This is a genomic window from Thioclava sp. UBA3469 (assembly GCF_002378135.1).
Classification (GTDB): Bacteria; Pseudomonadota; Alphaproteobacteria; order Rhodobacterales; family Rhodobacteraceae; genus Thioclava; species Thioclava sediminum.
Genome location: NZ_DFRG01000047.1, coordinates 1 through 18,263, shown reverse-complemented (window position 1 = coordinate 18,263; position 18,263 = coordinate 1). Strand labels below are relative to the sequence as shown.

The window sequence follows — 18,263 nt, the reverse complement described above, 5'->3', positions numbered from 1 at the left end:
TGGCGAGCGGCTTTTCCAGACGACGACGCAGGCATTCCGGATGATGCGCGACGTGCGCTCCGCGATTCAGCGCCAGCGCGAGACCCGCCATTTCATCCTGCGGGTGTCGCCCTCTTTCGCGGTGCGCTGGCTCTCTCCGCGGCTCAAGTCGTTTCTCGAGCTTGCGCCGAACTGGGACATGCGGATCGACGCCGCGCCCGATTTCTCCGACTTCGAGACGGAGGTCGTCGATCTGGACCTACGCTATGGCGAAGGCGGCTGGACCGGCCTGCATCAAGAACCGGTGGTCCATGACCTCGTGCTGCCGATGTGCTCGCCCGGCTATCTGGAAGAGTTGCGCGCCCTGTCCGACGATCCGATCGGGCAGTTGCGACAGGCGCGGCTGATCGACTCCGTGAAGACGCATTACCGCTGGGATTTCTGGCTGGCGCGGCATGGTATCATGGGAGAGCGGATGATCTATCCGATGCGGTTCGACCGCTCGTCGATGGCGATTCAGCTGGCGACTGACGGGGCAGGGGTCGTTCTGGAAAGTACGACGCTCGCCCTGAACGAGCTGGAGCGTGGCGCCCTTGTTCCGCTGTCGACCGCTTTCGAGGCGATCCGTTTTCCTGCTTATTGGCTTGTCTCTCCTGCGCGCCATACCAGCCGCCGGATCGTGCGGATCTTCTCGGACTGGATGCGGGAGGAGGGCGCCGCCCATGATGCGCGCGCCTCGGCGCTGATCACTGGCTTGGGCTGCCGCATCCGGGAGCAGCGCGGGCGACAGCTGCCGGGTGAGGAGTACCTGCCCGAATGAAATACGCGCGCCCTGTCGCCAAGGCGCGCGCAATTGATGCGGATGCTGGATCAGGGTCAGTAGATCGTCAGCGCCGGTACGTAGGAGATCAGCGCCAACACGAGGATCGCCACGAGGTAGAAGGGCGCCAGCGAACGCACCACCTCCATCACCCCAACCCGTGCGATCGCGGCTGAGATGAACAGCGTGGTTCCCACCGGTGGCGTATAAAGACCGATCGACAAATTCACGACCATCATCAGGCCAAGCTGCACCGGATCGAGACCGATCGTATGCCCGATCGTCACGAAGAGCGGCCCAAGCAGCAGCACCGCTGCGGGCAGATCGAGGAACGCGCCCACGATCAACATCACCACATTCAGCGCGAGGATCACCAGCCAGCGCTCCTGAATGGTCGCAGCCACCCATGCGGCGAGCTCTTGCGGTACGCGCTCGGCGGTCAGGAGCCACTGGATCGTGGAGGACGCCATGATGATGAACATGACCGCGCCGGTCATCATCGCCGTGTCGACCACCGCCTCCCACAGGGATTTGGGATTGAGGTCACGATAGATGACACCGCTGACCAGAAGGGCATAGGCGACCGCCATGACGCTGACCTCGGTGGGGGTCGCCACGCCGAAGCGGAGGGTGCCGATCACGAAGACGGGCATCAGCAGGGCCGGGATCGCGCTGAAGATCTGGCTGCGGAAGGCGGCGAAGCCTCCTTCCAGCGGCGAGCGCGGCAGATTGCGGCGGCGCGCCACGATCGCGACGGCAATGAACATGCCGACACCCAGCATCACCCCGGGCAGGATGCCCGCGACGAAGAGGTTGATGATCGAGGTTCCCGAGACCAGCCCGTACAGAATGAGCGGGATAGACGGCGGGATCAGGACCGAGACGGTCGACGAGGCAGAGTTGATCGCCCCCGAGAAACCGCCCGGATAGCCTTCGGCTTTCTGCACCGGGATCAGCGCGTTACCCATCGCCGTCGCATCGGCCACAGCCGAGCCCGAGACACCGCCGAACATCACCGATCCGAGGATCGAGACCTGTCCCAGGCCGCCCTTGAAATTGCCCACGACCAGACGCGCGATATTCACCAGATAGGTGCCGAACCGCCCCGCCATCATCAGGTTGCCGGCGAGGATGAAGAACGGCACCGCCAGCATCGGAAAGCTTTGGGTGGGCGTGTAGAGACGCTGCACGATGACCGCCAGCGGCTTGTGGTCGAGCCACAGCGCAGCGGCGACGCCGCCCAGCATCGCATGTGCCACCGGCACGGCAAGCGCGAGCAGCACGAAGAAGACGAAGATCATGACACCGGCCATTGCGGGTCTCCTCAGCTCAGGCTTGCATGGGCGGGATCGTCATCCATCACGGACTTGCCCCCCAGCAGCAACACGATGTCGAGCGCGGCGATGATGGCCATCGCTCCGAATGAATAGACCATGCTGGAATAGCCCCAGATCGCCTTGACCCCGAGCGTGGACAGCGTCTGGAAGGTCGAGGCGCGCAGGATCGGCTGGCTGGACCAGAGGACCGAGATCGAGATCACGATGATCGCGGCTTCGACAAACAGCATGAAGGCGCGCCGAACCCGGGCTCCGGCCAACTCCGGCAACAAGGTGATCGCGATGTTGCGCGAGCGCGCGGTGGCGATGACGATGCCGCCCGCGACCAGCCACGGCAGCAGGATAGCGTGAATTTCATAGGCCCACGGGATGCCCTTACCGGCCCCGTAGCGCAGGATCACGTTTGTCAGGAGCGCCACGAACAGCACCGAGAGCGTGCCCGCAGCGATCAGCTTTCCCGACCATTCCAGCAGGTCGATCACGCCTTGCGCGAGGCGCAGGAAGGGGCGCATACGCCCCCTCCCTTCGCCTGATCCCGCGGCGTCGCTGCGGTCAGAGTCGATCATTCCAGCCCCGCAGCCTTTTTGAGTTCGGCGACCGTATCGGGGTAGTCCTTGGCGTATTTGTCATAGACCGACTTGGTTGCCTCGATATAGGCCGCGCGGTCCGCCTCAGCGAACTTGGCGCCGTCTGCCTCCATCTTCGGCATCAGCTCCTTGTCTGCCTTGAGCGACATGTCACGCTCCATCGCGCCCGCTTCCGAGGTCGCCTTGAGCGCGCAATCCTGCGTCGCCTTATCAAGGCCTTCCCACCACGACAGGCTGGCCACGACCGGGGTGCTTTCATACTTGTGCCCGGTCATCGTGATGTAGGGCGTGATCTCCTGCAGCTTGGCCGAGTTGATGTTGGTCAGCGGGTTTTCCTGACCGTCGAACACGCCCGATTGCAGCGCCGAGGGCAGTTCGGACCACGCCAGCGGCGCGGGCGATGCGCCGAGCGCGTCGAAGATGTCGATCGTCATCTGGTCCGGCGGGGTGCGGATCTTCAGGCCCTTGAGGTCGGCAGGCTCTTTGACGAACTTGTTGACCGTGGTGATGTTGCGAATGCCGTTATCCCAGAAGCCGAGGATCTTGAGCCCGGCTTTCTGTGCGTCGGCATCAAGCGAGTCGCCCACCGGCCCGTCGAGCACTTTCCACGCGGTCGGCAGATCCTTGAACAGGAAGGGCAGGCCCAGCAGGCCGATCTGCGGCACGATCTGCGCCATCGGACCCTGGCTGTTGGCCGTGACCTGAATCACGCCCGCCGCGGTCGAGGTCAGCATCTCAGAGTCGTCGCCCATCGTGGCCGAGGCCGCGACATTCACCGTATCCTTGCCGTCGGTGCACTGGGTGAAGACTTCAGCCCATTTTTCCGCCGCGATGTAGCGCGGGTTTCCAGGGTTCGCGCCATGCGCGAAGATCACCTCGTCAGCCTGCGCCGTAGAGGCCCCTGCAAGGGCCGTCGCGCCGAGAAGTGCGATGGTCAACATAGATTTCATTGGTCTCTCTCCCGATTGGTTCGGACGGTCTCCTCACCGTCCCGCCGGATTGGCTCCGGCTTCATCCGGCCCACCTCACTGCGGGCCGGAGATTAGTTGCCTTGCGGTCAGGCACAACCGCGAACAGGCGTTATTCGGTCGGCCTAGTGAATGAGCGAGCCGCCATTCACGTCGACTTCGGTGCCGGTGCAGTAGGCCGAAAGGTCAGAGGCAAGGAACAGCGCGCAGCCAGCCACATCCTCTGCCGTGCCCGCGCGTCCCATCGGAATTCCGGCGAGGACTTGCGTGCGCATCTCTTCGGTCAGCTTGCCCGCGGTGATGTCGGTGGCGATGAAACCCGGGCAGAGCGCGTTCACGCGCACGCCGTCGGGGGCAAGCTCGCGCGCCGAGGCTTTGGTCAGCCCCAGTACGCCCGCCTTCGCGGCCGAATAGTGCGGGCCACCGAAGATACCACCGCCGCGCTGCGCGGAAACCGAGGACAGGTTCACGATCGAACCGCTCTTGCGCTCGCGGAAATGCGGCGTCAGCGCCTGCGTCATGTAGAGCGTGCCACGCAGGCTCACATCGGTCACCGCGTCGTAATTCTCCGGCATGATGTCCATGAGCTTGAGCGGCTGGGTGATGCCCGCGTTGTTCACGAGGATATCCACCGCGCCCCATTTGGCGATTAGCTCGTCCGTGGCGGCCTGACAGGCTGCCTTGTCGACGACGTTGCAGGCAAGCCCGACATGTCCCTCGCCGGGCAGATCGGCGGCAGCGGCAGCGGCCTGATCCGCGTCGAGGTCGAGGATCGCCACGGTCGCGCCATGCTGTGCAAAAAGCGTCGCCGTCGCCTTGCCGAGCCCGCGAGGGCTGGCCGCCCCGGTCACGATGGCAAATTTACCGTCCAGAAGTCCCATTGTGTTCCTTTCTTCGTGTCGTTGGCGCGGCGCTCAAAGCCAGCCGCGGATCTGTTGGGCGACCTTCGCGGTGCTCAGGCCATAGAGGTCATGAAGCGTGGGCAGCGCGCCCGCTTCGAGAAATTCATCGGGCAGCGCGATCTGGCGGAAAGCCGGCGTCACCCCTGCGCGCAGGAGCGAGCGGGCAACCGCTTCGCCCAGCCCGCCGACTTCGGAGTGGTTCTCAGCGGTGACGAGAAGTCGGCCCTTGCCTGCCTCGGCGAGGATCGTCTCGGTATCGAGTGGCTTGATCGTCGGGCAGTGCAGAACGGCGACGTCGATCCCGTCCTTGGCCAGCAACTCCGCCGCGTCGAGCGCGCGCATGGTCATGATCCCCGAGGAGACCACCAGAACGTCGCGCCCCTCGCGGATCATCTGCGCCCGGCCCAGCTCGAACTGGTAGTCGGGACGATAGCGGGTGATCACCGACGGCACCTTGCCCCGCAGAAGCCGTGCGTAGACCGGTCCATCATGGGCGATCATCGCAGGCACCATCTGCGCCACGTCGGTCGCGTCACAGGGATCGAGAATGGTCAGGTTGGGCAGCCCGCGGAAGATCGCGAGATCCTCGGTCGCCTGATGGCTGGGCCCGTAGCCCGTGGTAAGCCCTGGCAGACCGCAGACGATCTTGACCGGCAGGTTCTCCTCCGCGATCGCCATGCAGATGAAGTCATAGGCCCGACGCGAGGCGAAGACCGAATAGGTCGTCGCAAAAGGAATGAACCCCTCATGCGCCATCCCGGCAGCGGCCGACATCAGAAGCTGCTCGGCCATGCCCATCTGATAGAAACGGTCGGGATAAGCCTGCGCGAAGACATGCAGATCGGTATATTTCGCCAGATCCGCCGTCAGGCCGACGATGCGGGCATCATCCTTCGCGGCCTCGACCAGCGCATGCCCGAAGGGGGCCGCGACGGTGTCATAGCCTTCCGCCGCCAGCGACGCGATCATCGCGCTCGTCGCGACCTTCGTTTCGGGCACGCGGCGGGGTTCGTATTTGCGGGCGCGGGCTGCGGCGGTCATGCGGGCACCTCTGCGTCTAGAATATCCAGTGCGCGCGTCCACTCATCGGGCTCGACGCGGACGAAATGGGTGATCTCGCGCTCTTCGAGAAAGGGCACGCCCTTGCACATCTTGGTATTGCAGATGATCACGCGGGGCTTTTGCTCGGGGCAGGTGCGGGCAGCGTCAAAGGCCGCGACCAGCGCATCGAGGTCATTGCCGTCGACCTCTTGCGCGTGCCAGCCAAAGGCCTCCCATTTCGGTGCCTCGGCCCCGACGGCGAGCGCGTCACGGGTCGGGCCATCGGCCTGCTGATTATTGAAATCCACGATACAGATCAGGTTGCTCAGACGATGCTGGGTTGCCGACATCACGGCCTCCCAGGTCGAGCCTTCGCCCAGTTCGCCGTCGGACATCAGGTTGTAGACGAACTGATCGCCGCCCTTCGCCTTCAGCCCGAGCGCCATGCCGACCGCGATGGCCAGCCCATGGCCGAGGCTGCCGCCGGTGATCTCCATCCCCGGTGTGTAAGAGGCCATGCCCGACATCGGCATCCGCGAGTCGTCCATCCCGTAAGTGCCGAGCTCGTCCTCGGGCAGGACGCCCGCCTCGATCAGCGCGGCATAGAGCGCGATCGCATAGTGGCCGATCGACAGCAGGAAACGGTCGCGCCCCTCCCATTCGGGATCGTCGGCGCGCAGGTTCAATGCGTGGAAATAAGAGGTCGCGAGAACGTCCGCCACACCAAGCGCCTGACCGACATAGCCCTGTCCCTGGACTTCGCCCATCTGGAGGGCTTTGCGACGGATGCCCCAGGCGCGGCGCGCCAACGAGACGTTCGACCGCAGATTTGCGGTAAGTTCTGGCATGGTTCCTCCCCTGCGGCGATCCTCCATCAGCCGCATCCTGCCCCGAACACTGCCGCGAGGAGCGCTCCAAAAAAAGAAAGGAAACTTAAACTCGTTGTTAGTATTTCTTCACAACTTCCCGGCTGGTTTTGATGTCCGAGCGGTGGTTTCCCCGCTACTCCTGTTGGGGAAGCTCTGCGCGCTACACTGAGGAGGTCGTGTGCGGAGCATGACTACGGGAGGACATCATGAAACTGGGTTTGGGCAGTTACGCCTATCGCTGGTCCATCGGGATCAAGGATCAGATCCCCTCTAAGCCACTGACGGCATTCGACCTTCTGGATCGTGCGGAAGCGCTCGGACTTGAGGTCGTGCAATATGCGGACAACATGCCGCTGGATCGTTACACTGCGGACGATCATCACAAGCTCTACGAGATCGCCCAACAAAAGGGCCTTCAACTCGAGCTTGGGACGCAATGTTTCGATGCCGATGAAGTCGACCGCTATATCGAGATCGGCCAGCGCCTTCATTCGAAGATCATGCGTGTCGCCCTCGATGCCGAAGACAGCCACATGCCGGTGGCGGATCTGGCCGAGCAATTGCGCCCGCGGGTCGATCGTGCACGTGCCGCGGGCATGAAAATCGCGATTGAGAATCACTTCAACTATCCCAGCCCGCGGATGGTCGAGCTGCTGGAGGCGGTCGGCGATGATCACCTCGGGGTCTGTCTCGACGTGGCGAATTCGATCTGTGCAAACGAGTGGCCCGAAGAGACGATCAGTCTCTTGGCGCCGTGGACGATCAACCTGCACCTGAAGGATTACGAGATTACGCCCGACCCCTATGGCGTCGGTTTCCGTATTCATGGCGTGCCCTTGGGCACGGGCCGCGCGCCGATCGCGTGGACCCTCGACCAGCTGGCACATTGCCCCGCCGATATGAGCGTGATCCTCGAACATTGGCTGATGCTGGAGAGCGACGGCCTCGAGGCGGCGATTGCCAAGGAACAGCCGTGGATCGAACAGACCACTGCAGCCGCGAAAACTTTTACCGAGGGGCGCTGAGATGACCGACGATATTCGCACCAAGAAACTGATGAACGCGCCCGAGGACATCATCCCCGAGGCGATCGAAGGGATGCTTTCCGCCCATCCCGACCTGCTGAGTGTCGAGGGTGCCACGCGCCGCGCCATTGTGGCCAAGGATGGCCCGCGCGACGGCAAGGTCGGTATCATCATCGGCGGCGGCTCGGGGCACGAACCGGCCTTCGCGGGCTATGTCGGGCGCGGCCTGGCGGATGCGGCGGCGGTCGGGAACGTCTTTGCTTCGCCTTCGCCCGAGCACATCATGGATGCCGCGCGCGCGGTGGAGGGGGGCGCGGGAGTGATGTTCCTCTATGGGAATTACACCGGCGACGTGATGAATTTCGACATGGCCGCCGAGGAATGCGAAGGGATGGGTATTCCCGCCCGCTCGGTTCAGGTCACCGATGACGTGGCCTCGGCGCCCAAGGGCCGGGAGAAAGAAAGACGCGGAATTGCCGGGGATTTCTTCGTCTTCAAGATCGCGGGCGCCGCAGCCGAGGCCGGTCGCGATCTCGAAGCCTGCTATGCAGCCGCACAGCACGCCAATGACAATTGCCGCTCGATGGGCGTCGCGCTGAGCGCGTGCTCCTTGCCCCAGACCGGCAAGCTGAATTTCGACCTCGGCCCGCGCGAGATGGAAATCGGCATGGGTATCCATGGTGAACCGGGCATGCGTCGCGGTCACTTGGAAAGCGCCGATGCGGTCAGCGACGAGCTGATGCAGGCCATCCTGACCGACATGGAACTGGGCAAGGGGGACGAGGTCGCGGTGCTGGTCAACGGGCTGGGCGCAACCGGGCCGCTGGAGCTTTACATCCTGCACCGCCGGATCGCGCAGATCCTCGGAGATCGCGACGTGAAAATCCACCACAGCTGGGTCGGGGAATACTGCACCTCTCTGGAAATGGCCGGGGCTTCGATCACGCTCCTCAAGCTGGACGACGACCTCAAGACGCTGCTCGATATGCCGTGCCGGACGCCTGCACTCACGGTCGCCGGAAGCCTTGAGCCGGTGGGTAGGCGCACCCGCCGCACTCATGCCGCCGCCTCCAGCGCGAGCGGGATCGAGCGGTCCGACCTTGCTATCGACGGCCCCGTCACGCCTGTGCGTTTCCGCCAGATGATGCTGGCGATTGCAGATGCGATCCACGCGAACCGCGACTGGTTGTCGGAGCTCGACGGGGTCATCGGGGATGGCGATCACGGCGTCACGATGGACATCGGCTGGACCGCGGTGCGCAAGGAGTTGAAAGACCCGACGGATGAAACCGTGTCCGAGACCTGCGCGCGCATGGCCAAGGCGTTTCTCGACGCGGTCGGGGCGTCTTCCGGGCCGCTTTATGCGACCGCTTTCCGCAAGGCGGGCGAGGCTGTGTCCGATCGGCTCAACCTCGATGCCGGCGCGATGGTCGCGTGGATCGAAGGGATCTGCGCAGGCATCCAGTCACGCGGCGGTGCACAAGTCGGCGACAAGACGATGATCGACGCATGGGTTCCGGCGGTGGCGAAAGCGCGCGAGACCCTGCAATCGGGCGGTGACGTGATCGCCTGTCTCGAGGCGGCCTGCGCCGGTGCAAAAAACGGCCGCGACTACACCGCTGAAATCGAAAGCCGCCGGGGCCGGTCGGCCAAACTCGGAGAACGCTCTGTCGGGCACATGGACCCGGGCGCGGCCTCGGCCCATGTCATGCTGGTCGCGATGACCGAGGCCCTGCGCGATTGATCATGATCGGGGCGCTCTCAAGGGCGCCCCGCCCGTCATCGCGTTCGATGTCCGAAATCCCCGGTTTCGGATAGTCCCGTTTGCGAGGGTCACATCACCACCACTACGATTTCGTGGGCGAGGTTGTCCCAACCAGCGGCGCGGAGCGCGCTTTCCCGTAAAGACCGTCTGCGAGTATGGCGAAGCCATCCGCTATGATCGCGGCGTTTTCGCCTCATTCCAGTCCGCTGCTGCTGCGGCGCTAGGCTACGATTGGGTATCTGGAATGTCAGCCGGAAAACCCGGAAACCGGGGTTGGTTCTGGAAACCAACCTGCAATGCAGTGCTCCGAATTTCGGCTGAATAGTGGAGGCGAGTACCGGAATCGAACCGGTGTACACGGATTTGCAATCCGGGAAGAAAACGTTGCTTTTCAATGGCTAAGTGTTTCAAAAAGTCACGGACAGATCGTGAACCATTCGTGAAAGTTTCAAACGCAAAATTGGCGCCACTGACGCCTTCAGAGCGGAAGAAGACGCATCCGTGCCGTGTTCGGAGTAGCCGCATCCAGACACTTTCTATTGCGTGCCTTTGGGCAGGACGTGGTCTTTTGCTTAGCTTCGCTTGGTTTTGTAGAACTTAAATGTTCGAGTTGCGCACGGTGGTTACGAAGACGTTGCGCTTCGCCGTCCTTGCCTTAATGACCCTGACGGCCGATTACACGTTAAGTGGCGGATAGACGCATTCCGCAAGCGAACTGCGGTTGCGATTGGCAATGAAGGTTGTCTCGGCAGCGGCCAGGCGCGCCTTGAGACGGCAGTGCGGCGTCAATGTGCAGGCGGCGCTCCCGGACAGGAAACACTCGACCAGAGCCTGGTCTGCCTCGAGATAGGCGACGACGTCGCCCAGAAGGATCTCTTCAGGCCGCCGCGCGAGCACCGCACCACCGCCGCCGCCGCGTCGCGTTTCCAGATAGCCAGCAGCCGACAGTGACGAGATCACCTTTGCCAGATGATTGCGTGAAATACGGAACTCTTCCGCCAGCTCCGCGGTGGTGAACGGTCGATCAGGGGTGCTGGCCATCCCCATGAGGACGTGTAGTCCGAAGTCGGTGAAGGAGGTGAGACGCAAATGCAGCTTCGCGATTTGGTATTTGCAATGCGCATTAAGTGAGTGTAATACGCAAACCAAATACTAATTACCTAGAGAAACCGCAAACTAGAAAGCCTAGCCATGATTTCTGCTCGCGGAAAATCTCGACGGAAGCAGCAGCCTCGAGAACGAGGGGCTCTTTTCACGGATCGAGGCGGCCATGCACTCGCTCGGACAAGAAACGGCAAGACGATGATCCACTCACTCCCTTCCATCATTTTCGCCCGGCCTTCCCAGCTCGGATCGCCTGCGCGCGCCACTAGAATGCTCCAGTCATGAGCGCGGGCGACGACACACTCCCGCGCGCTGCCGACCTAGGCACGTCCGTGCTCGCTCGCCTCTCATGCGTGATCGTGCAACCCGTCCTGACCCGCGTGGTCAGGCGCGTCGCCAAACAGCATCCGTCGCTTTTCTCGCGGCTCGGTCCACATCAGGGGACCGATTTCGTAATCGATCCGGTGGAACTGCCCTTTGCCCTGCACCTGCGACCAGATCCGCAAGCGCTGGTGTTCCGGGCCGTCGCGCGCAATGCGGCGCCCGAAGCGGGAGCCACAATTCGGGGGAAGTTCATGCTGCTTCTGGAGTTGGTCGATTCCGAAGAGGATGGAGATGCCGCGTTCTTCTCCCGCGACCTGGAAGTCACGGGCGACACCGAAGCTGTCGTGCGGCTTCGCAATGCACTCGACGATGTCGATGGATCCATCGCCGAGGAAACCGCTGGAATGTTCGGCCCTGCTGGCCGCGCCATTCTGGCAAGACTGCGCCGCGCCTATCCAACGTGAAGAAAGGACCCCTCGTCCCATGAGCCTCGCCGAACTGATCTGCCCGGCCGGCACGCCCGCCGCCCTGCGCACCGCCGTCGATGCCGGCGCCGATGCGGTTTACTGCGGCTTTCAGGATGCCACCAACGCACGCAACTTTCCCGGACTGAATTTCACCCCGGACGAACTGGCCGCATCGGTCGCCTACGCGCATGACAAGGGCACCAAGGTGTTGCTCGCTTTGAACACCTACCCGCCTGCGGGCAAGGTCGATCTGTGGCGACAAGCCGCTGATACAGGTGCGCTGCTTGGGGTTGATGCTTTCATCGTCGCGGATATGGGCGTGGCAGACTATATCGCGCGCACCCATCCCGGTGTTCGTCTGCACCTGTCAGTTCAGGCCGCCGCCTCCAGTCCCGAGGCGATCCGGTATTATTGCGAGAATTTCGCAGTGAAACGCGTCGTGCTGCCGCGCATCCTGACGATCCCCGAGATCCGTGAAATCCGCAAGGAAATTCCCTGTGAGATCGAGACCTTTATCTTCGGTAATCACGGGCTGATGGTCGAAGGACGGTGCAGCCTGACCAACTACCTCACCGGGCAATCGACCAACATGGACGGGGTGTGCTCTCCGGCCTCGGACGTGGAATACAAGCGCCACACGGATGGCTCTATGTCCTCGCAACTCGCGGGTTTCACTATCGACTGCTTCGGGGCAGACGAAAAGGCAGGCTACCCGACAATCTGCAAGGGGCGCTATACGGCGCCGCACCGCTCCGAGCCATATTATGCCTTCGAGGAGCCGATCAGCCTGAACCTTTCCCGGCTGCTTCCCGATCTGGTCGAGGCCGGTGTTCACGCCTTTAAGATCGAAGGTCGCCAGCGATCGAAGAGTTATGTCCGAGGTGTGGTGTCGGCCTTCCGGCAGGCCGTTGATGACATCCGCGCGGGTCGAGAGGCGAATATCGCCGATCTGGTCGCCCTGACCGAGGGCCAGAAACAGACCCAGGGCGCGTTCGAGACAAAGAAATGGCGGTAAACGACATGACGAAACTGACCTTGGGCCCCATCGCCTATCACTGGTCCACCCAGACGCGGCGCGACTTCTACGCTCGTGTCGCCGACGAGGCGCCGATTGACGAGGTCTATCTGGGCGAGGTCATCTGCTCGAAGCGCGCGCCGTTTCACGAGGCCGATCTGCCTGCCACGATCGAACGGCTGGAACGCGGTGGTAAGACGGTGATCCTGTCGTCGCTGGCCGAGGTGATGTTGAAACGCGAACGCAAGGCGACAGCCGATCTGGCCGCCATGGAAGCGCCAGAGATCGAGATCAATAACGCGGCGGGCCTGTTTGCACGAGGCAAGCGCCCGCACCGCATCGGTCCGTTCATGAACGCCTATAATGAGGCGACCATCGCCTGGATGGCGGGCCGGGGTGCGACCCATGTCTGCCTGCCGACCGAAATGCCTGCCCCGGCGATTGCTGCGGCCGCTGCGGCGGCGCGCGAGCTTGGGCTGGGGGTGGAAGTGCAGGTGTTTGGCCGTGCTTCGCTTGCGGTGTCCGCACGATGCTATCATGCGCGCGCCCATGGCCGGACCAAGGATAACTGCCAATTCGTGTGCGAAGAGGACGCGGACGGCATGCCCTTGCGCACCACAGACGACCGCCCGATCCTTCGCGTGAACGGTATTCAGACCCAGTCGGAAAGCTACATCGACCTGTTGCCCGAAGCCGGACAGATGATCGTAAACGGCGTCACCCATTTTCGGCTGATGCCACAGGCGGTGGATATGGTTGCAGTGGCTACGACGTTCCGCAACGTTCTGGATGGCACCCACAGCATGATCGACGGTGAACAAGCGTTGCGCAAACTTTGCGACGGGATTTCGTTCTCCAATGGGTTCTATCACGGTCAAGCGGGGTATCGGCGCATTGCCGCTGCCGCGGCAAACTAATCGCGATAAGGACGCGATAGCTAATTTCGGACTTTCGAGATTCAGGGACCTGGCCGTAGACCTTTGCATTTCTAAACTCGCCGCGGCGACGAAGGGAACGCTTTCTTACGCCTTGCTTTACGGTAGTGAACCGGCATCGCCGAGATCATTTGGTTCGAGTTCTCCCGGGTCCGGCGCAGTGCGCGACTTCACTGGTTTGGGTGGAGGGGCCTGCCATGCTTTTAGATTTGCTCCCACAAGGTCGTAAAACTCTGGAACGATACGCTCAATGTCTTCGATAACAGTCCTTCGGCCTCCGAAACGCTTTCCGAGCCCTTCGATCATCAATATCTCAAATCCATGGGGAACGAGGTCCAAATTGTCGGTCTGAATTAGTTCCGGTTCTTCGCGAAGGAGCGAAATGGGCTTCATGGTTGGAGGGCAACGGCCCGGCCAAAGAGCGCGAACAAAAATCCGCTCGTCATTTTGGGGAAGCATCCTCAGCAGCCAATTGAGCCGCGCCTTTGTTGACTTTCGATCAGTCGGCGCTTTGACAGTCATCGAAACTGACACGGTTTTGCGCGCAATGTCTGCACAGAGGTCGATATCTGATGCGCAATCTGGAACCCGGAGCTTCGAGGTCAGCATATGCGTTTCGACGATCGAGCTTATTTGCTCCTTCAATCTTGCTGCAGGATCTTCCCGGAGTTTGCGTTCGACGATGCTGTCAACGCGTGTCCCTACATGGCTCGACATGTGTAGGCATAGGTCGCGTTCTTCGGCGATCCAACTCGCGGCAGACGCTTCAACCTCAGAAGACGATTTCTTCAGCTTTTCGTCATTCGCGACCGATTGGACGATGTCTTTCCATTGAGCTGCCATTTGTGCGAAGCGTTCAACGCCCGTAGCTGGATGAGCCAAGAAGTCATTGAGCTGCGCCAAGAGATAGGACTGTTCAGTATCATCGACAGCGTTCTGATAGCCGAGAATTTCGCAGATCGTGGCAAGCCAGGTCCAGGACCAGTGAAAAAGTGAAACCCTGCGCAGAAGTGTCTTCGGGAGATTCACAGGGGAATGATCCGCCCGAGATACAAACTGATTTGAGACGGTAATAACCGCGTCGATCCCTTGGGCCCGAGCGATCTCGACGTAACGTTGCACCTGCTCGACATCGAGACCGTTTTTGCCGATTTTCGCCTCGATCAAAGCAGACCACCGCGTGCGTCCTGTGTCGATTACGATCAATCCGTCGGGTCGGCAGTTCGCAAAAGCTTTCTCTCGAAAAACCACCTCCGTGAAGGCTTGAACCGTGGTGCGTTTCCCAACACGCACGCCGGTTGAAGCTAAGACTTCCTGCGCCAGAGCGGGGATTTGCGTCATTACAGCGAGGAATATCGAGGCCACACGCTTTTCCTTACTCGTTTCGGCAAGGACCGGGAATAAACGTGCCTCATCACCGCTTGAGAGGAAATCAGGTAATTCTTTCATCATTAGCTCTCCGAGAAATGTATTCAAAGGCTAGCAACTCGAAATCGAACCGTCTACTTTCCTAATTTTCAGGCAGTGGGTTGGCGATTGTGGGCTTTCCAAACTGTTCTAGATTGGAATTTTGGATCGAGGAGTGGCCATCCGCTGCACACGGCAGCGATGGCGACTATCTGCTGTGAGCAGCCTCTGGGTTAAGAGGGGAGGTGAGTGGTCGTTCGCTGCGCGCTGGCTCAATGTCTCCTTTGGAAGAACCCACCTATTTGACCGCGTCAGAAAAAGTTCGCTCTCAGGGAACTTTTTTCCTTGAAAGCTGACAATACCATTCCCACATCTCTCTTGTGTAACAACGGAAGAAGTTCCTCATACCCAGCTTGGACTTGTTCAAGCGCGGAGGGGTTTTCCCCTCTACCACTTCAACCGCACACGGCCCGGAGGCCCCGGAGGGGGACGAGGGGACGGCGGCGGGCGAAGCAGACGCGATAGCAAGGACAGCTATCGCGTCTAGGCAAAGGGTTTAGTCGTCGGTTTCCGTTTTCTGTTGGGTGAGGACCCTTGGTTAGTGGCATCCGCTGTGGATGTTGCGCCGGGGCCAACAGAAAGGAGGAGCAATATGGCTCTCTCTGAAGATACACACCGACGGCGGCGGCGACGTCGGTTTTGGAGGAAACTCCGGAACCCTCGCACCGTGATAGTCATCCTTAGGGTGGCTTTCTTCATCTACCGGCTTGTCCGGTGGTTGATGGCGATTTTCGGATCGCCCGGCTAATCGCCGCCCGCCTAATGTCTAAGCGGGAAAAGCAAACGGGATGAAACTATGATCCATGAAGCACTGAGGTTGATCCGAGTGTTCCATGACTTGAAACAGGTCGAACTGGCGGAAAAACTCGGCGTCTCGAAGTCCCATATTTCGGAGATCGAAAAGGGTAACAAAACTCCCTCGCTCGATCTGATCCAAAGATATGCGGCAGAGTTCAAAATTCCGGTTTCTTCTATCATGTTCTTTGCGGAAGAGCTGCCGAACGCCAAGTCGGGCGACAAAATTCGTTCAAGAATTGCAGGCAAGGTCATCGACATTCTGCGTTTCGTTGAAAGGAAAGCAGATGCCGACGACGCCGCCTGAAGAGGGTTACCAACTCAAGGATAGCCCATTCTTCCGCCTCAGAAGCCGGAAACAACTGGCCAAGCTTCTCCGAGTGTCTGCCGATACGTTGGACGAGATAAGCCGCCGCAATGACCTCTACGTCCGCCGCTGGAAGCACAAGAAGCTAAAGGATGATGAAAAAGGCGCGTGGCTGAAACACCCTCCAACGCCGGAACAGGCGGAGAACTACCGCCCGATCGACATTCCCGACCCGCGGCTTAAAGCGATGCAAGGCCGCATTGGTGATCTTCTGGGGCGTGTCAAAGCCCCAGAGTTCCTTTTCAGCCCGGTAAAGGGACGCTCATACGTCGACAACGCAGCGCACCACAAAGAGGCCAAGGCGTTCTGGCTTCTGGACGTTGCGGACTACTTCCCAAGCTGCTCAGCCAATAACGTCGCTCGATTTTTCGTCGGGGAGCTTGAATGCTCTCGGGACGTGACCGCTGTTTTGGTTCACGTCGTAACTCTAGGCGGATGCCTGCCCCAAGGTTCTCCTTGCAGCCCGATTTTAGCCTACTACAGCAACAGCCATATCTGGCTTGCCGTCGAGAAGCTGGTGAAGGCGAAAGAGTGTAAACTAAGCCTCTATGCAGACGACATAACCATTTCCGGCGATATCGTGCCCAAGGCGCTGATCTGGGAGATCAAAAAGCTCGTCTTTGGCAACGGGCTACGGCTCAAGGCGTCGAAGGAAGTCAGCTTGATAAACGCCCCGGCTGATATCACAGGAGTCATTGTAAAGGGTGGGGCTACACACCTTCCTAACCGCCAACTGAAGCGACTTGCCGAGCTGAAGCAAGAGCGCGCAAGGACGACGAACCCAAAGCTCCAGCAGCGGATCGACAATCAAATCGCAGGCCGCCTTTCTCAGCGGAAACAAGTTGAAAACCCGAAAACTCGAAGAACTCAAAGCCGACCTTTGTTTGGCGCCGATTGAATGACCGATAAGGGCCGATGGTGGCGAGCTATCCTTTTCAGTCAGGCGCTACTAGCTCCGCTTTCTCGACAGTCTCAGTCGTGACACGTTTTGCAGGATTCCGCGAACAGCGGGCATGTGCACGCGTTCAGAATAGATGGCTCGCAGTAATCCGTCGCGTGGCAGAGGTTCTACCAAACGGCAACCATGCACTGTACCAGGATACAAAAGGAACAGTTGCGTTGGTGCAGTCTCTGTTTCGGCATTTGGCCCCAAGTAGTCGAAACATATTGGAACCGGGCTTTGCAACCAATCGCTTGGAAAAAGCTCGTTGGCATCCCTTATTAAGAACAGATTGGTTCGCTCGCTGCCTTGAATAATCTCCGTAAGTGCGTCCCGCCACCCCAGGATTTTCTTCCTGTCGCCTTTGAGCCTAGACCCATCAACCACCCAAAGCATGTTTTTGTAAAAACCCTCACGGGCTCTACGCTCGTTGGGATCGAGATGAGAATGTTGGATCTCCAAAATGAGGCCCGCCAGCGTGCGCACGTCGGCAATGTGCTTCTCACCTGTATCTTGATCAGTAAACACTTGCTCTTGCCAACGGAGTGGAAACTCGTTTTTCCAGTTCCGATGCCAATCGGTTTCCGGCTCCCACCAAGGATCACAGGCCACTTTGCTTTTATGCGCCCAATGATGAACCCTGACCTCGCCGCAACGCGGAAACATTTCAGATTTGCAAAACGGGCATTGCCCAACAGTCCCCGGGATGGGTCTACTTTGGTTGCCATTTATGATTGCTGTTAACATTCTTACGCTTCGAGCTTGTGGTGATGAGGTTACCTAGTCGTAACAACTTTTCACATCCATCTCGAACTGTTTCGCGAAGCTTCGTGCCATTCGCATCAGAGCAGCGCCTTGCCTTACGATGGGCCCTCGTCCGGTTCAGTGTGGCGCTATGTCCGCTATGGGGAAGCCGCAGTGCAGCAATGGCTGGTATGGCCAAAGTCCGGAATGGGCCGTTCACTGCTCCCACGCAGGAAAGGCGGAACGCGGTCGTTCGCTGCGCTTTACACCAATGTCTGCTACGCGAAGCAACGTCTTCATATCGACAGCATTCGTGACTCGGTCTTTCCTGGCTTCGCGCGCGCTCCTAATGACGAAACGGGCTATCGAGGCAAAGATGCGCAGAGGCGGCGCACCAGCCAACTGAACGACGATATGAGGGCGCATGGCGGTGGTCCTGCAACGAGGGCACCGCCAGCATCTCTAAACGCAGCGCGGCAGCCTGTTTTCGAGCGCGCGCGGCCCTCGTTCGACGCTGTGCAAAAGTAAAGGCCATTGAGGCTGCGACACACCCAACGGCCTTTTCAACCCAACTCTCGATGAAAGGTTATGTAATCAATTTAGAACAAAAACAGTCGGGAATCAATACACCTCTGCGCTTACCTGTGCGCGGGGGCCAGCTGGCCTATCATACTGAGAACCTTTCGATGAGATTATCGAACTCCTCATCGGTGCCTTTGCTAAGTGGGCTGTCGTTGACCACCATCGTTAGGTTGCCATCGAGTATCTACTTGAGGGCATTGGCGACAACGGGCGATTCCTCTTTGCCGGTC

At 60.3% G+C, this 18,263-nt stretch carries 17 protein-coding genes; 8 read left to right on the top strand and 9 right to left on the bottom strand.

The features are described from left to right. A partial coding sequence (locus B3D39_RS03590) for a LysR substrate-binding domain-containing protein (RefSeq protein WP_286789387.1) occupies positions 1-799 on the top strand: 799 nt, incomplete at its 5' end. Between the two features lie 56 nt (positions 800-855). On the opposite strand, the gene B3D39_RS03585 is transcribed toward B3D39_RS03590, so the two are convergent. The 6 genes from B3D39_RS03585 to B3D39_RS03560 form a co-directional block, all read right to left on the bottom strand. Then, positions 856-2,112 (bottom strand): TRAP transporter large permease, encoded by a 1,257-nt coding sequence (locus B3D39_RS03585; RefSeq protein WP_075777519.1) that lies wholly within the window; start codon positions 2,110-2,112, stop codon positions 856-858. A gap of 11 nt (positions 2,113-2,123) precedes the next feature. Next, on the bottom strand, positions 2,124-2,648 hold the full coding sequence (locus B3D39_RS03580) for a TRAP transporter small permease (RefSeq protein WP_232621666.1): 525 nt from the start codon (positions 2,646-2,648) through the stop codon (positions 2,124-2,126). A gap of 50 nt (positions 2,649-2,698) precedes the next feature. Then, complete coding sequence (locus B3D39_RS03575; protein ID WP_274962461.1) at positions 2,699-3,673, bottom strand: TRAP transporter substrate-binding protein; 975 nt, start codon at positions 3,671-3,673, stop codon at positions 2,699-2,701. Between the two features lie 143 nt (positions 3,674-3,816). Continuing rightward, complete coding sequence (locus tag B3D39_RS03570; protein ID WP_286789386.1) at positions 3,817-4,572, bottom strand: glucose 1-dehydrogenase; 756 nt, start codon at positions 4,570-4,572, stop codon at positions 3,817-3,819. Between the two features lie 33 nt (positions 4,573-4,605). Then, positions 4,606-5,634: a transketolase family protein gene (locus B3D39_RS03565; RefSeq protein WP_286789385.1), complete on the bottom strand. Its 1,029-nt coding sequence runs from the start codon at positions 5,632-5,634 to the stop codon at positions 4,606-4,608. Continuing rightward, positions 5,631-6,482, bottom strand: coding sequence for a transketolase (locus tag B3D39_RS03560; protein ID WP_286789384.1), 852 nt, complete (start codon positions 6,480-6,482; stop codon positions 5,631-5,633). Before B3D39_RS03560 ends, B3D39_RS03565 begins: the two co-directional genes overlap by 4 nt. Positions 6,483-6,709: 227 nt before the next feature. Between B3D39_RS03560 and B3D39_RS03555 the strand changes: the two genes are divergently transcribed. Continuing rightward, on the top strand, positions 6,710-7,528 hold the full coding sequence (locus tag B3D39_RS03555) for a sugar phosphate isomerase/epimerase family protein (protein ID WP_286789383.1): 819 nt from the start codon (positions 6,710-6,712) through the stop codon (positions 7,526-7,528). 1 nt (position 7,529) lies between these two features. Beyond that, positions 7,530-9,272 carry a dihydroxyacetone kinase subunit DhaL gene (dhaL, locus tag B3D39_RS03550; RefSeq protein ID WP_286789382.1) on the top strand — a complete coding sequence of 581 codons (1,743 nt, stop codon included), beginning with the start codon at positions 7,530-7,532 and terminating at the stop codon, positions 9,270-9,272. 696 nt (positions 9,273-9,968) lie between these two features. On the opposite strand, the gene B3D39_RS03545 is transcribed toward dhaL, so the two are convergent. Continuing rightward, a complete protein-coding gene (locus tag B3D39_RS03545; protein ID WP_078521078.1) occupies positions 9,969-10,382 on the bottom strand; it encodes an Rrf2 family transcriptional regulator in 414 nt (137 codons plus the stop codon). Between the two features lie 296 nt (positions 10,383-10,678). Between B3D39_RS03545 and ubiT the strand changes: the two genes are divergently transcribed. Genes ubiT through ubiV form a run of 3 tightly spaced genes read left to right on the top strand, consistent with a single transcriptional unit; the run spans position 10,679 to position 13,120 of the window. Further along, entirely contained in the window at positions 10,679-11,185 is a 507-nt protein-coding gene (gene ubiT, locus B3D39_RS03540) for a ubiquinone anaerobic biosynthesis accessory factor UbiT (RefSeq protein ID WP_078521076.1), read from the top strand. A 19-nt stretch (positions 11,186-11,204) separates the two neighbouring features. After that, positions 11,205-12,203 carry a ubiquinone anaerobic biosynthesis protein UbiU gene (gene ubiU / locus B3D39_RS03535; protein ID WP_078542321.1) on the top strand — a complete coding sequence of 333 codons (999 nt, stop codon included), beginning with the start codon at positions 11,205-11,207 and terminating at the stop codon, positions 12,201-12,203. A gap of 5 nt (positions 12,204-12,208) precedes the next feature. Continuing rightward, positions 12,209-13,120 carry a ubiquinone anaerobic biosynthesis protein UbiV gene (gene ubiV / locus B3D39_RS03530; RefSeq protein WP_246831745.1) on the top strand — a complete coding sequence of 304 codons (912 nt, stop codon included), beginning with the start codon at positions 12,209-12,211 and terminating at the stop codon, positions 13,118-13,120. Between the two features lie 117 nt (positions 13,121-13,237). Here ubiV and B3D39_RS03525 read toward each other — a convergent pair whose 3' ends face one another. After that, positions 13,238-14,587 (bottom strand): hypothetical protein, encoded by a 1,350-nt coding sequence (locus B3D39_RS03525; protein ID WP_286789381.1) that lies wholly within the window; start codon positions 14,585-14,587, stop codon positions 13,238-13,240. An 814-nt stretch (positions 14,588-15,401) separates the two neighbouring features. Here B3D39_RS03525 and B3D39_RS03520 point away from each other — a divergent pair. Together B3D39_RS03520 and B3D39_RS03515 are read left to right on the top strand one after the other, a co-directional pair. Next, complete coding sequence (locus B3D39_RS03520) at positions 15,402-15,707, top strand: helix-turn-helix transcriptional regulator (protein ID WP_078521068.1); 306 nt, start codon at positions 15,402-15,404, stop codon at positions 15,705-15,707. Then, positions 15,688-16,665, top strand: coding sequence for a reverse transcriptase family protein (locus B3D39_RS03515; RefSeq protein ID WP_078521066.1), 978 nt, complete (start codon positions 15,688-15,690; stop codon positions 16,663-16,665). Before B3D39_RS03520 ends, B3D39_RS03515 begins: the two co-directional genes overlap by 20 nt. Before the next feature lie 51 nt (positions 16,666-16,716). Here the strand turns inward: B3D39_RS03515 and B3D39_RS03510 are convergent, their stop codons facing one another. After that, positions 16,717-17,454 (bottom strand): competence protein CoiA, encoded by a 738-nt coding sequence (locus tag B3D39_RS03510; RefSeq protein WP_143594835.1) that lies wholly within the window; start codon positions 17,452-17,454, stop codon positions 16,717-16,719. Between the last annotated feature and the right edge of the window lie 809 nt (positions 17,455-18,263).